This is a genomic window from Moorena producens PAL-8-15-08-1 (assembly GCF_001767235.1).
GTDB lineage: Bacteria > Cyanobacteriota > Cyanobacteriia > Cyanobacteriales > Coleofasciculaceae > Moorena > Moorena producens_A.
Window position 1 is genome coordinate 4,410,851 of the sequence record NZ_CP017599.1, and the last position, 13,266, is coordinate 4,424,116.

Sequence of the window (13,266 nt, forward strand, 5' to 3'; positions counted from 1 at the left end):
TCCAGATTAATCAGTTGAATGGTCATATCTAACTAGTACAAGACGGCACAAATAAAGTAAAGCTACCATTCAAAACCAACGAAAAGCTTACATCATCAGCTTGCGGTGCGCTACTAGTAGATGGTTGAACCAGGGTCGGTGCTTGTTAGAGGCAGTCATTTCTTGATGCAGTCGCTCATGGGGGAAACCCCCTGTTCCCTTGCTGCATCGCTTTTTAATAACTGACTGAATAAAACAAGGTTTAACATGCAGATAACACAGAAAGTTTACTGTCCTAATTGTGGCAGTAGTGCTCAAAGGATTTATTATCAAAACACTCACCTAACCCAGACTCAATGCCCCGTCTGTGATTATTTAATGATTAACTGCACTCGCACTGGCAGGGTGGTTGAGGCTTATGCCCCTGGCATCTATGCTCCTAGTGCTTAAGCAATGAGGGGGTGAGGGGGCGAACTCATAAGGGTAGGTTTTTAACAGAAGGGTAAGTAAAACGTCCCTTCTTGATGCAGTCGCTCATGGGGGAAACCACGGCAGTCGCTCATGGGGGGAACCCCCAAGACCGCGCTGCATCGCTTATATTTTGTTCGCCTCCATCCTACCTAACCAACCTTTAAAACATGACCTTAAAACATTACTTCTAATTACTTCTAGATGCTCTAAGTTGTCCACAAGCGGCGTCTTTGTCAAGACCACGGGAATGGCGTACACTGACAGCAATGTGTTGCTGCTTAAGAGCTTCAACAAAGCCTTGAATCCTGCGGTAATTAGGACGCTGGTAATCTACTTCACTAATAGGATTGTAGGGAATCAAATTGACATGACTCTGAAACCCCCTCAGGTTCTTAGCTAACTCAACAGCATGTTTTTGAGAGTCATTCAGTCCACCCAAAAGGATATATTCAAAGGTCACGCGGCGACTTGTTAAGTTTACATAGTCTCGACATTCATCTAATAGTGCTTTGAGAGGATAGTGCTTAGCACTAGGAATCAGTTGCTCCCGTAGCTGCTGATTTGAGGCGTGTAGACTGACAGCAAGGGTGACTTGCAGTTGATGCTGAGCGAGTTGGCGGATACGACCGGGAATACCAACTGTTGAGATAGTAAGCGATCGCGCTCCAATCCCGAGGTCCTGATTAAGAGACTTGACTGCACCTACCACAGCTTCGGTATTCAGCAAGGGCTCTCCCATACCCATAAACACCACATTGCTGACTCGTTGTTGAAAATCTTCCCTCACTGTTAACACCTGATCGACAATTTCATGGCGAGCTAGATTGCGAGTGAATCCGCTTTTACCAGTAGCACAGAAGTCACAAGCCATGGGACAACCCACTTGGGAAGACACACACACGGTCAGACGCTTTGGTGTGGGAATACCTACAGTTTCAATAATTTGACCATCTGATAACTGGAGCAGGTATTTTACCGTACCATCCTTTGCTTCTAAACGGTAGTGTAACCTTGAGCGACCAATGGGGACATCGGTGACGGTGTTACGCCACTGTTTAGGAAAGACGGAAATTTCAGAAAGCGATCGCACTCCTTTTTCATAAATCCATCCGTGTAACTGACGCCCTCGATAAGCCGGTTGTCCCTGTTGTTGTATCCAGCTGGTTAACTCTACTAAAGAAGCTCCTAACAATGGCGGAATTGAGTTTACCAGTGGTGAGACCGACCCACTCACATTAGTCATGGTTTGGGAGTTTGAACCATTGCTACTGAGGTCTTGTTGAGGGATAGAAACATCTGGGCACATAAGGGCTTTAGGGGAAATAGGATATAAGGATATAATCAGGGAGGATGTCACTTATAATGAGGAGGAATGGGAATATGCCTGTCGAGCAGGGACGACAACAACATATTACTATGGCAACAGCCATGAAAATCTGGAAGAATATGCTTGGTACAATAGTAATTCTGGTGGAAAAACTCATCCAGTAGGACAAAAAAAACCGAATAAATGGGAATTGTATGATATACTAGGTAATGTATGGGAGTATTGTGTTAAACCCGGGTCAAGTGATGATGAGGATGATAGTCATCGGATGATGTGCGGTGGCTCTTGGTTAAAAAGATCTGGTCAGTGCAGCTGTGCCTCTCGCTACGAAGCAGAACAGTCCAACTCGGCACACGACATCGGTTTCCGGGTAGTGTGTTCCTAGGCGTGGACTCTTTTTTGCCCTTTCGCCTTTTTACCCTTTTTCTAGGTAATAGGTAATTGAGAATTGAGAATTGAGAATTGAGAATTGAGAATTGAGAATTGAGAATTGAGAATTGAGAATTGAGAATTGAGAATTGAGAATGGGTAAAGAATATTCTATTATTTTACTGTAGACAATATAATTAGAAATAGAGGAGATTAATGAAATCACAGCTTCAAGAAGCGGTCAACATTGCTCAGTCGCTTTCATTAGCAGAGCAGCTTGAACTACTCAAAATACTATCCACAATTATTCAAAAGAACCATGCCCTAGAAATTCAAACTATACCAGAAGGCGATAATACTGACTTTTCAGCAGATTGCTTTCGCAAATCTTGGCAGCAAGCTGTGACTGGACAAACCCTACCCATTTCTCAAATCTGGGAGGGAATTGATATTGACTGACGCTCCGTTAGTTGAGGTGCAACTTACTCCTGAGTTTCAGCGTAAATTGAAAGTTCTGGCCAAGAAATACCGCCAAATTCAAGCAGATCTTCAGCCCATTCTCGAGCAGTTGCAAATGGGATCGTTTCTAGGAGATCAAATTTCTGGCATCGGTTCCACAGTTATGAAGGTGCGGATTAGGAACAGCGATAGTCAACGAGGTAAAAGCGGTGGCTATCGCCTGATTTACTGGATTTCATCTACTGAGTTGATTATTTTGTTGGATATTTACTCAAAGTCAGATCAGCAAGATATCGAAGTAGCTGAAATTAGGCAAATTATTAAGGGCGTTAGCAACACCTCTGAAGAAACAGATACTTGAGGTTCTTCAGAGTCTACTATCCTACCCCTTCAGGTCGCACCTGTGGAAGGGGCATCTTACCCGTTTCATTTTCGGGCAGACAGAATCAGACCTCAAAAACTGCTGCCGAACTCTCATTACTTATAGCAATTATTATAGCTATGAGATACAAAGGGATCCCCCTAAATCCCCCTTAAAAAGGGGGACTTTGAGGTTGAGAAGCGTACCTCAAAACTGCAAATAACGCTATCTTACCTATTACCTATTACCTATTACCTATTACCCATTACCTAAATATGTCAACTATCAGAAGACTGCTGGATCACCTTTGTAACTTGTTCAACCTCTAATTCTAAAGCTTGGGCAACTTGTTCTACGGTTAACCCCAACGCTAACAACCGAGGTATGGACTCTAATTTGCCTTGAATTTTACCTTCAAGTCTGCCTTCTTGTATACCTTCAAGTCTCCCTGCTTGTATACCTTCAAGTCTCCCTGCTTGTATACCTTCAGCTAAAGCCTCCTGATAAACTTTGGTTTGCCGTAAATCACTTAAGCTAAACATGGCTTCTATCTCCGTGCGACTGAGTTTGGGTAACTTATACACTAGTATGGTCTCTATTAATTGTAGAAGTTCTCGCTTTTGTCTTTCATTGTCTACCTCCTCAGTGGTTCGTTGAATCAAGTCTTGAGCAAGTGAGATCGCAGTATCTTCCTCAGTTACAATTAGCTGTACTGTAGCTATACCTACTGATGGTGCACAGGTCTCGGCTAATTCATCGAGATAAATCCGAGATACCCTTGGGGAATCGACTAATTCTTGATATTGTTGAGTTGCTCCTTTATCGACATTGCGGCTCGAGTAAATCACCACACCACGCCAATCATTGCTGATTTTGTTTTTGTTTAAGTACATGAAAATTTCGGTAAAGAAGCGGGAGTAAAATTCAGAGTCCCTCTGAAATTGGACTTCTACAAAATAAATTGGTTGTTCGGGTGTGGTGGTGGTGGGCAGAAAGACTCCATCAATTCTAAAGGCTAGTTGTTTGACTTCCACAGAAGCGAATTGATAAGCAAGTGCTTCTGTAGGACCCTGGTTAATTAATTCAAAGAAGATGCTGGGAAACGATTGAAACAGGCGATAGAAGATGGTGTCGGTTTTCACATTAAAGTCATTACTTAACTATAGCTATACCTATAGTAACACTAATAATGATAATGATAATGATTAATTGGGAATGGGGAATCGGGAATCGGGAATCGGGAATCGGTAATAGGTAATAGGGAATGGGTAATAGGTAATAGGTAATAGGTAATAGGTAATAGGTAATGGGGAATCGGGAATGGGGAATGGGGAATCGGGAATCGGGAATCGGGAATGTAGTTAAACCAGACACAAGCAGGGAACCCGCCCCTACATGGATGTATACTTGAAATCCAGGAGACAATGCTTTACCCTAGAGGCTGTTGTTAGTCAAATCCGATCGAATCAGACCTCAAAAACGGCTGCCTAACTCCCATAACCTATTACCCATAACCCATAACCTATTACCCATTACCCATTACCCATTACCCATTACCCACTACCCACTACCTATTACCCATTACCTAACTATGTCAACTATCAGAAGACTGCTGGAGCACCTGTTTCACTCGTTCAACTTCTAATTCTAAAGCTTGGGCAACTTGTTCTACGGTTAAACCCAAGGCTAACAACCGAGGTATGGACTCTAATTTGCCTTGAATTTTACCTTCAAGTCTGCCTTCTTGTATACCTTCAAGTCTACCTTCGGCTAAAGCCTCCTGATAAACTTTAGTTTGCCGTAAATCACTTAAGCTAAACATCGCTTCTATCTCCGTGCGACTGAGTTTGGGTAACTTATACACCAGTATGGTCTCTATTAATTGTAGAAGTTCTCGCTTTTGTGGTTCATTGTCTATCTCCTCAGTGGTTCGTTGAATCAAGTCTTGAGCTTGTGCGATTGCAGAATCTTCCTCAGTGACAATTAGCTGTACTGTAGCTATACCCACCGATGGTGCAGAGGTCTCGGCTAATTCATCGAGATAAATCCGAGATACCCTTGGGGAATTGACTAATTCTTGATATTGTTGAGTTGCTCCTTTATCCACATTGCGGCTCGGGTAAATCACCACACCACGCCAATCATTGCTGATTTTGTTTGTGTTTAAGTACATGAAAATTTCGGTAAAGAAGCGGGAGTAAAATTCAGAGTCCCTCTGAAATTGGACTTCTACAAAATAAATTGGTTGTTCGGGTGTGGTGGTGGTGGGCAGAAAGACTCCATCAATTCTAAAGGCTAGTTGTTTGACTTCCACAGAAGCGAATTGATAAGCAAGTGCTTCCGTAGGGGAATGGTTAATTAATTCAAAGAAGATGCTGGGAAACGATTGAAACAGGCGATAGAAGATGGTATCGGTTTTCACATTTATTTCATTATTTTACTATAGCTATACCTATAGTAACATTACTTGTAATGGTAATGATAATTATCATATAAAATGGATAATGGATAATGGATAATGGGGAATGGGGAATCGGGAATCGGGAATGGGGAATCGGGAATGTAGTTAAACCAGACACAAGCAGGGAACCCGCCCCTACATGGATGTATACTTGAAATGCAGGAAACAATTCTTTACCCTAGAGGCTGTTGAAAGTCAAATCCGATCGAATCAGACCTCAAAAACGGCTGCCTAACTCCCATAACCTATAGCGTTTATAGGACTCATGAGGTACACATTATTTTTTCCCTCTTCCCTCTTCCTAACCCCTCCGAGGAGGGGTTAGGGGTGGGTTACTTTTAACTGCTCCCTGCTCCCTGCTCCCTGCTCCCTAAAAACCAGATATTTGTACCTCACAAGTCGTAGAATTGCTATATTACCCATTACCTAAAAAAAATGATTCAACACTTACTATCCCAAATCAGCCAGCAGCTTCAGCAAGAACTAATTCAAGACATCTCTACACCTCAAATAGAAATTGTTGCTGCCCCCATTACCGAATCACCAACAACACTACCACACATCGCTATCTATCCCGGTAAATGGGAAATTGCCTCAACATTTAGGTCAACCCATCCACAACAGTTAAATCCGGAGCAACAAGACACTGCAACTTCCGCCATAATTACTACATCCAGGGAATTTAACCAAGAATTTTTCATCGATATCTACGACGCTGACCTAACTAACTTAGAAAAATTAGCTTCCCTAACTACAGGGATTATTTTAACTAACAACAAAGAACTAATCGAAACTTATAATTTATCAACGGCTAACAATTATCAAGCCAAACAAACAGCTACAACTCACAGTATTAGCCAAATTACTATCCTTGAAGGTAGCTACGATTATCTTAATAATACCCCTAAACTTAAACTAAAGTGGCAAGTTATCGGTCAAGTCAACTTTAGCAAAACTATCACAGAATTTGTGGCTCCGATTGAAGAAATTGAAATTAATCAAACTGTAAGCAGTAAGCGGTCAGCTTAAAACAAGGTAATAGGTAATGGGTAATAGGTAATGGGTAATGGGTAATAGGGAATCGGGAATCGGGAATCGGGAATCGGGAATCGGGAATCGGGAATTGGGAATCGGGAGTTGGGAATCGGGAGTTGGGAGTCGGTGGAAATTGTTGTATAGTTTAAAACAGATTTTGGGAAATTTATTGCCCTAGGCAGTAGGTACCTTTTTGAGATCCCCCCCAGCCCCCCTTAATAAGGGGGGAGCTAGATAAAAGTCCCCCTGATTAAAAAAGTCCCCCTGATTAAAAAAGTCTCCCTTATTAAAAAAGTCCCCCTGATTAAAAAAGTCTCCCTGATTAAAAAAGTCCCCCTGATTAAAAAAGTCCCCCTTATTAAAAAAAGTCCCCCTTATTAAGGGGGATTTAGGGGGATCCCAACTCTTCTACTAAACCCAAATATTTATTAATTTAAAATGTGTGATAACCAACAAAGACAATTCCATCTTCCTTATAATTCCAAATTAGTAACCAGAGCTAGAGAATTAAGGAAAACAATGACACCAGCGGAGAAAAAGCTGTGGTCTGACTATTTGAAAAAGTTTAAGTTTAGAGTCTTGCGACAAAGACCGATTGGGAATTTTATTGTTGATTTTTATTGTGCTGCTTTCAAATTAGTTATTGAAGTCGATGGAGAGTATCATTCTACACAATCTGCTCAAGTTTATGATCAAGAAAGAACTCAAATTATTAAAGGGTATGGATTAAAAGTAATTCGATTTACTAATGATGAAGTGTTGCATAATTTTGAGGCTGTTTGCGATCGCATTAGCAGTGAGATCCCCCCCAGCCCCCAGAAGGGGGGAGCTAGATAAAAGTCGCCCTGATTAAAAAAATCCCCCTTATTAAAAAAGTCCCCCTGATTAAAAAAGTCTCCCTGATTAAAAAAGTCCCCCTGATTAAAAAAGTCCCCCTTATTAAAAAAAGTCCCCCTTATTAAGGGGGATTTAGGGGGATCCCAACTCTTCTACTAAACCCAAATATTTATTAATTTAAAATGTGTGATAACCAACAAAGACAATTCCATCTTCCTTATAATTCCAAATTAGTAACCAGAGCTAGAGAATTAAGGAAAACAATGACACCAGCGGAGAAAAAGCTGTGGTCTGACTATTTGAAAAAGTTTAAGTTTAGAGTCTTGCGACAAAGACCGATTGGGAATTTTATTGTTGATTTTTATTGTGCTGCTTTCAAATTAGTTATTGAAGTCGATGGAGAGTATCATTCTACACAATCTGCTCAAGTTTATGATCAAGAAAGAACTCAAATTATTAAAGGGTATGGATTAAAAGTAATTCGATTTACTAATGATGAAGTGTTGCATAATTTTGAGGCTGTTTGCGATCGCATTAGCAGTGAGATCCCCCCCAGCCCCCAGAAGGGGGGAGCTAGATAAAAGTCGCCCTGATTAAAAAAATCCCCCTTATTAAAAAAGTCCCCCTGATTAAAAAAGTCTCCCTGATTAAAAAAGTCCCCCTGATTAAAAAAGTCCCCCTTATTAAAAAAAGTCCCCCTTATTAAGGGGGATTTAGGGGGATCCCAACTCTTCTACTAAACCCAAATATTTATTAATTTAAAATGTGTGATAACCAACAAAGACAATTCCATCTTCCTTATAATTCCAAGTTAGTAACCAGAGCTAGAGAATTAAGGAAAACAATGACACCAGCCGAGAGAAAGCTGTGGTATGACTATTTGAAAAAGTTTAAGTTTAGAGTCTTGCGACAAAGAGCAATTGGGAATTTTATTGTTGATTTTTATTGTGCTGCTTTAAAATTAGTTATTGAAGTCGATGGAGAGTATCATTCTACACAATATACTCAAGTTTATGATCAAGAAAGAACTCAAATTATTAAAGGGTATGGATTAAAATTAATTCGATTTACTAATGATGAAGTGTTGCATAATTTTGAGGCTGTTTGCGATCGCATTAGCAGTGAGATCCCCCCCAGCCCCCCTTAAAAAGGGGGGAGCTAGATAAAAGTCCCCCTGATTAAAAAAATCCCCCTTATTAAAAAAGTCCCCCTGATTAAAAAAGTCTCCCTTATTAAAAAAGTCCCCCTGATTAAAAAAGTCCCCCTTATTAAAAAAGTCCCCCTTATTAAGGGGGATTTAGGGGGATCCCAACGGGAGCATGTCACTTATGCAGAGCATTTGTACTAGAGGTAGATTATCTGTTGTCTGCTTTATCTAAATAAAACATAAAAGAGACTGTTGATCGGCACTTATGTCCTACACTGTGAAGTGCGGAGCGATGTGCTATTAGTATTTTGAATAGAGTTGAATTTAATGGGCGAGTTCTATTATAATCCCTCAACTAGGCCAAATCTGTGAATAATTTCATGAGTTTTGGGATAATTCACAGGTCCGATAAGAGTGAGTTTTCTCGTTAGTTAATGAAGCGTGTTTTTACTGAAAACCTGCTTAAAGATTGTTATTGAGATAAGCACATCGATGTTTGAGAACTTGAGGCACATTTTCAGGTTTCCACTGTGCTCCAGAAATCTTCAGTCGTCGGTCAATTTGTTTAACTGTAGATTCAACAGCTCCTGAAGCAATGGAACAAATTGAATTCTCTTGATAGTATTTATAGTTAATAATACGCTCTCGATGATTCTGTAAATAATTACAGAAGTTTTCGGCTTGTTTTTTAGTCAAAGCAGAAATCAAGTTAAGAGTTTCATCAACGTTACCTAACCACAATAAACTTTTAGCTTTTTTCAATCTTTTCAGTGAACCACCGACCTTATGTAAATTTTCAACTAAGTGAAACCAATCAATAATTTCCCGTTTTTTTCCTGGACAATTAAATTGTTTAACAATATTCCAAATCCCAGGATGCCCGTCTCCCAGGCAATTCAGTGGGTTTGATAACCGTTGCTGATTCACCCAATTTATTAATTCCTCATTTTCTAAAAACCAAGCTTTTCTCGTGGATTTATTCACACAGATTGCCTTATAATCTTTCCAGAGACAAGGTTCTCCTTTTTTTGGCGTTCTTAACCTTACTTTTCCTCCATCTACACTCACTTCTTCAATATCTTTACTACAGTCATTGTCAGGAAATTTATAGCGATGTACTAGCCTTTGTTGTGTTTTGGCTGAGATTTTAATTCCTGTATAGTATTCAATATCTCTGGCAGCATTCTCATAAGATACATTGGCGCTTGCTCGAACACAACACTGCTCTAAACAGGGACTTATTCTTTGGTTAGTTTCGAGATTTAATCGGATGGCTTGCTTTTCGGTTATTGGTAGTTTTCCAATGATACTCTTTAATGTTCTCAGTCTTCCGGCCTCGGTTTTTGTCGTTTCTTTGATAAAAAAAAACCGATTTTTGGTGTGATCTAATCTAAAGTTTTCTCTCTCACAGTTTCTTCTATTCCCGCCATTGTGTCTAGTTTGGTCGGATCAGAGTCCTCATAAAGAATCTTGGCAATTGCTTGAAGATACTCGTTGAGCTCTTTTTGCTTTTCAGGGGTCATTTTGGGATTAATTCTTAATTTTTTAGGTAGCCAGACATAGATAACATCAATTTCATCATTTTGTCAAGTAGTTCATTTGTTCTGCAAGTTTGACCTGCTCCCGATCCCAACTCTTCTACTAAACCCAAATATTTATTAATTTAAAATGTGTGATAACCAACAAAGACAATTCCATCTTCCTTATAATTCCAAGTTAGTAACCAGAGCTAGAGAATTAAGGAAAACAATGACACCAGCCGAGAGAAAGCTGTGGTCTGACTATTTGAAAAAGTTTAAGTTTAGAGTCTTGCGACAAAGACCGATTGGGAATTTTATTGTTGATTTTTATTGTGCTGCTTTCAAATTAGTTATTGAAGTCGATGGAGAGTATCATTCTACACAATCTGCTCAAGTTTATGATCAAGAAAGAACTCAAATTATTAAAGGGTATGGATTAAAAGTAATTCGATTTACTAATGATGAAGTGTTGCATAATTTTGAGGCTGTTTGCGATCGCATTAGCAGTGAGATCCCCCCCAGCCCCCCTTAAAAAGGGGGGAGCTAGATAAAAGTCCCCCTTCGGCGCGGGGGATAATGGGGGATCCTCCAGCAACCCAGAAATTTGATTAATTTAAAATGTGTGATAACCAACAAAGACAATTCCATCTTCCTTATAATTCCAAATTAGTAACCAGAGCTAGAGAATTAAGGAAAACAATGACACCAGCCGAGAGAAAGCTGTGGTATGACTATTTAACAAAGTTTAAGTTTAGAGTCTTGATACAAATACAGCTTAAGGTTTGTAGTTCAAGTATTATTACATAATTTACCTACTCCCATCATTTTTTTTATCACCTCTAAAACTTTCCCCAAAAAAAAGTTTAAAAACCCTTGACACCTTAAACTATAATCATTACAATAATCGATATAAAGCCACAATTATTTCAAGTTTCGACTTATGTCAAAAAAAATCAACCAAAACCTCAAAAAACAACCTGTGGAGCACACTCTCAAAGGTCCTCGTCAAGCCGTGTCTTGATGCAGTCGCTCATGGGGGAAACCCCCAAGACCGCGCTGCATCGCTAATCCATAGTATGCAAAGGTTTTATGCCCTTGGCTATGGGGAGATTGCCGACTGGAGCCCTTTGGAACCTACTGAAACTCCAGGGGAAGTGAGGACAACCATGATGAAGTATTGGCTGTTGCCATAACACCTTAAATTTATGGGGGGGTTTCCCCCCCCTGGCCAAGGCTCAGGTCTGGTCGAAATAGGATCACATCAGGTTCGGTTTGGGAACATAGTGACATAAGTCATTTAAATAGCCGTGGATAATATTTCTACGGCTATTTTTTTTTAAACTTACTCACTCAACACTCAGCAAGATTTAATTACGACATGCTACAACAGGGTTGGTATTCACCATAGTTATATCCAGCTTGTGCTGACAAGCATTATCTATGCCAAATCTGACCCTGGAAAGGAATCCCTGTGTCTTAGTTGTAGAAAACGATCAAATATTGGCGGAACGGCTGAGTCAGGACTTGAAAGAAGCAGGTTATCATACCGTCATTGCCCTTGATGCCTCCGTTGCTTGCCATCAAGCCAGTGAACTCCAGCCAGCAATGGTGGTTGTGGATAGAGCCCTTTCAGGAGAATCAGGGCTGAGATTATGCGATCAGCTCAGACGTGAAGGCTCTCGCGTACCTGTAATCATGCTGATGGCTCATGATCGAGTAGAGGATCGAGTGGCTTGTATCGAAGCAGGAGCTGATGATTATTTCCTGAAACCCTATCGTAGCGAGCCATTTGTGAAAATGGTGCGCCTTTATCTAGAGCCAAAAACAGGAGGCTCGGAGCAGCTGAGGTTTGGAGAACTAACCTTAGACCTAAGCCAGCGTAGAGCAATGCGCAATGGACGGGTGATTGATTTGACCATGAAAGAGTTTGAACTGCTCAAGTATTTGATCAGCCATCCCAGGGAAGTATTAACTCGCGAACAAATTTTGGAAAATGTTTGGGGTTATGACTTTATGGGAGAGTCCAATGTCATCGAAGTCTATATTCGCTATTTACGTATCAAGATAGAAGATGAAGGAGAAAGGCGATTAATCCAGACAGTGCGTGGTGTTGGTTATGTGTTGCGGGAGGCTTAGGGTTGTGGGTATGACGTTTGAAATCACTCTATGTTCAATAGCGCTAAGTATTTTACTGATGGGCTGTTCAGCAGGGTCAGTTTCAGAAGACACTATAAATAGTACCTCTGTGAAATCTGGTCAACCACCAGCAACAGCGCCATCAGTATCACAATCACCAACCAAATTAGGTCAAATGTTACCAATTTCTGCTGAAGCTGAAATCGCCGGTGAGCGGATTGGGCTGGAAGTGGCACAGACCCGTGAGCAAAAAGCAATGGGGTTGATGTATCGCCTATCTCTAGCACCTGATCGGGGGATGTTATTTGGCTTCGACCCACCACAGCGTGTCAGCTTTTGGATGAAGAATGTTAAAATCGATCTCGATATGGTGTTTCTAAGAAATGGGGAAGTAAAAGCGATCGCAAAATCTGTCCCCCCCTGCGAAACCGATGAATGCCCTACCTATGGTCCAGGAATGAAAATTATTGACCAAGTGATTGAACTTCGTGGCGGACGTGCGGCTGAACTGGGTCTGAAAGTAGGTGACCAGGTCACTGTCAAATTTCTGGATGGCAGTAGTACCCCACCTAACTAATACTCTGTCAATTTACTTTTGAGGGTTAGGCGAAGGTGTTACATCTTAAGTGGCAAGGTTTCAGGAGTCAGGTTTTAGTGCTTAAAGCCTAATCCTAATCCCTCAAGTCTCAAGAACTAGGTATAGCGCTACGCGCAAGTCCGCAAGTAAGCGATTACTTACGTTTCGGAGTTTAGGAATGTCAACCATCGGAATGCCTAGTGCTATATAAACCATCAAGCCTGATGCTATCATCCGTATACATAATCATTAAGTTAACTGCAAATAGTTGAATGCTTACCTCTGTCGTGGGGCTTCTGGCGAATTAAGCTAAATTAGGGTAATCTTTCCTAAGACAGATGTAAAAAGCTCGCAAATGACTATACCCTTGATTACTAATGGCTGCCCTTGACATAATTAATCAAGGTTGGGAAAACAAGGGTAGGGGTGACGCTACTGAGTCTTAGCGGTGAATCGCTAAGTTAATGGTGTGAGAGAGTAGTCAGTTATAGCGTACGCCAGCCAAAGTTTTTAACTTGACAGACGCTTGTCAATCAAGCGCCTGACGGAGTGTGTGTTTAAAACTGCCGAATTGTAATTGACTTAAG

The 13,266-nt window shown here is 40.8% G+C and carries 17 protein-coding genes and 1 pseudogene; 12 read left to right on the top strand and 6 right to left on the bottom strand.

All coding sequences use genetic code 11. The features are described 5' to 3' along the window. The first annotated feature begins 246 nt into the window (after positions 1–246). Complete coding sequence (locus BJP34_RS36970; RefSeq protein ID WP_075899919.1) at positions 247–429, top strand: replication restart DNA helicase PriA; 183 nt, start codon at positions 247–249, stop codon at positions 427–429. Between the two features lie 208 nt (positions 430–637). Here BJP34_RS36970 and rlmN read toward each other — a convergent pair whose 3' ends face one another. Next, on the bottom strand, positions 638–1,693 hold the full coding sequence (gene rlmN / locus BJP34_RS16340; protein WP_070396707.1) for a 23S rRNA (adenine(2503)-C(2))-methyltransferase RlmN: 1,056 nt from the start codon (positions 1,691–1,693) through the stop codon (positions 638–640). Positions 1,694–1,790: 97 nt separating this feature from the next. Between rlmN and BJP34_RS36975 the strand changes: the two genes are divergently transcribed. From BJP34_RS36975 to BJP34_RS16350, 3 genes are all read left to right on the top strand, one after another. Next, complete coding sequence (locus BJP34_RS36975) at positions 1,791–2,162, top strand: formylglycine-generating enzyme family protein (RefSeq protein ID WP_229424467.1); 372 nt, start codon at positions 1,791–1,793, stop codon at positions 2,160–2,162. Between the two features lie 200 nt (positions 2,163–2,362). Further along, positions 2,363–2,605, top strand: a complete 243-nt coding sequence (locus BJP34_RS16345; RefSeq protein WP_070393256.1) for a hypothetical protein — start codon at positions 2,363–2,365, stop codon at positions 2,603–2,605. After that, positions 2,598–2,966: a type II toxin-antitoxin system RelE family toxin gene (locus BJP34_RS16350; protein WP_193431332.1), complete on the top strand. Its 369-nt coding sequence runs from the start codon at positions 2,598–2,600 to the stop codon at positions 2,964–2,966. Before BJP34_RS16345 ends, BJP34_RS16350 begins: the two co-directional genes overlap by 8 nt. A gap of 278 nt (positions 2,967–3,244) precedes the next feature. Here BJP34_RS16350 and BJP34_RS16355 read toward each other — a convergent pair whose 3' ends face one another. The 4 genes from BJP34_RS16355 to BJP34_RS43490 form a co-directional block, all read right to left on the bottom strand. Then, the gene (locus tag BJP34_RS16355; protein ID WP_070393257.1) at positions 3,245–4,108 is read right to left on the bottom strand and encodes an Rpn family recombination-promoting nuclease/putative transposase; all 864 of its coding nucleotides are present in this window, start codon (positions 4,106–4,108) and stop codon (positions 3,245–3,247) included. Between the two features lie 10 nt (positions 4,109–4,118). Further along, on the bottom strand, positions 4,119–4,391 hold the full coding sequence (locus BJP34_RS36980; RefSeq protein ID WP_149031013.1) for a hypothetical protein: 273 nt from the start codon (positions 4,389–4,391) through the stop codon (positions 4,119–4,121). Between the two features lie 169 nt (positions 4,392–4,560). Next, positions 4,561–5,388: an Rpn family recombination-promoting nuclease/putative transposase gene (locus BJP34_RS16360; protein ID WP_070393258.1), complete on the bottom strand. Its 828-nt coding sequence runs from the start codon at positions 5,386–5,388 to the stop codon at positions 4,561–4,563. Positions 5,389–5,398: 10 nt separating this feature from the next. After that, the gene (locus BJP34_RS43490) at positions 5,399–5,596 is read right to left on the bottom strand and encodes a hypothetical protein (RefSeq protein WP_158517257.1); all 198 of its coding nucleotides are present in this window, start codon (positions 5,594–5,596) and stop codon (positions 5,399–5,401) included. A 266-nt stretch (positions 5,597–5,862) separates the two neighbouring features. Here BJP34_RS43490 and BJP34_RS16365 point away from each other — a divergent pair, with 266 nt between their 5' ends. From BJP34_RS16365 to BJP34_RS16380, 5 genes are all read left to right on the top strand, one after another. Continuing rightward, positions 5,863–6,456, top strand: coding sequence for a hypothetical protein (locus tag BJP34_RS16365; RefSeq protein WP_070393259.1), 594 nt, complete (start codon positions 5,863–5,865; stop codon positions 6,454–6,456). A 37-nt stretch (positions 6,457–6,493) separates the two neighbouring features. Next, positions 6,494–6,640: a hypothetical protein gene (locus BJP34_RS43495; protein ID WP_158517258.1), complete on the top strand. Its 147-nt coding sequence runs from the start codon at positions 6,494–6,496 to the stop codon at positions 6,638–6,640. A gap of 260 nt (positions 6,641–6,900) precedes the next feature. Next, positions 6,901–7,299, top strand: coding sequence for an endonuclease domain-containing protein (locus tag BJP34_RS16370; RefSeq protein WP_070393260.1), 399 nt, complete (start codon positions 6,901–6,903; stop codon positions 7,297–7,299). Positions 7,300–7,481: 182 nt separating this feature from the next. Beyond that, positions 7,482–7,880 (top strand): endonuclease domain-containing protein, encoded by a 399-nt coding sequence (locus BJP34_RS16375; RefSeq protein WP_070393260.1) that lies wholly within the window; start codon positions 7,482–7,484, stop codon positions 7,878–7,880. Between the two features lie 182 nt (positions 7,881–8,062). After that, complete coding sequence (locus tag BJP34_RS16380; protein WP_070393261.1) at positions 8,063–8,446, top strand: endonuclease domain-containing protein; 384 nt, start codon at positions 8,063–8,065, stop codon at positions 8,444–8,446. A 462-nt stretch (positions 8,447–8,908) separates the two neighbouring features. On the opposite strand, the pseudogene BJP34_RS16385 reads toward BJP34_RS16380, so the two are convergent. Then, positions 8,909–9,969, bottom strand: a pseudogene (locus tag BJP34_RS16385) (ISKra4 family transposase). A gap of 145 nt (positions 9,970–10,114) precedes the next feature. Between BJP34_RS16385 and BJP34_RS16395 the strand changes: the two are divergent. The 3 genes from BJP34_RS16395 to BJP34_RS16405 all read left to right on the top strand — a co-directional run bounded on the left by BJP34_RS16395 (position 10,115) and on the right by BJP34_RS16405 (position 12,679). Then, the gene (locus tag BJP34_RS16395; protein ID WP_070393262.1) at positions 10,115–10,498 is read left to right on the top strand and encodes an endonuclease domain-containing protein; all 384 of its coding nucleotides are present in this window, start codon (positions 10,115–10,117) and stop codon (positions 10,496–10,498) included. Between the two features lie 908 nt (positions 10,499–11,406). Next, a complete protein-coding gene (nblR, locus tag BJP34_RS16400) occupies positions 11,407–12,102 on the top strand; it encodes a response regulator transcription factor NblR (RefSeq protein WP_083305212.1) in 696 nt (231 codons plus the stop codon). A gap of 58 nt (positions 12,103–12,160) precedes the next feature. Beyond that, positions 12,161–12,679: a DUF192 domain-containing protein gene (locus tag BJP34_RS16405; protein WP_229424401.1), complete on the top strand. Its 519-nt coding sequence runs from the start codon at positions 12,161–12,163 to the stop codon at positions 12,677–12,679. Positions 12,680–13,266: the final 587 nt, after the last annotated feature.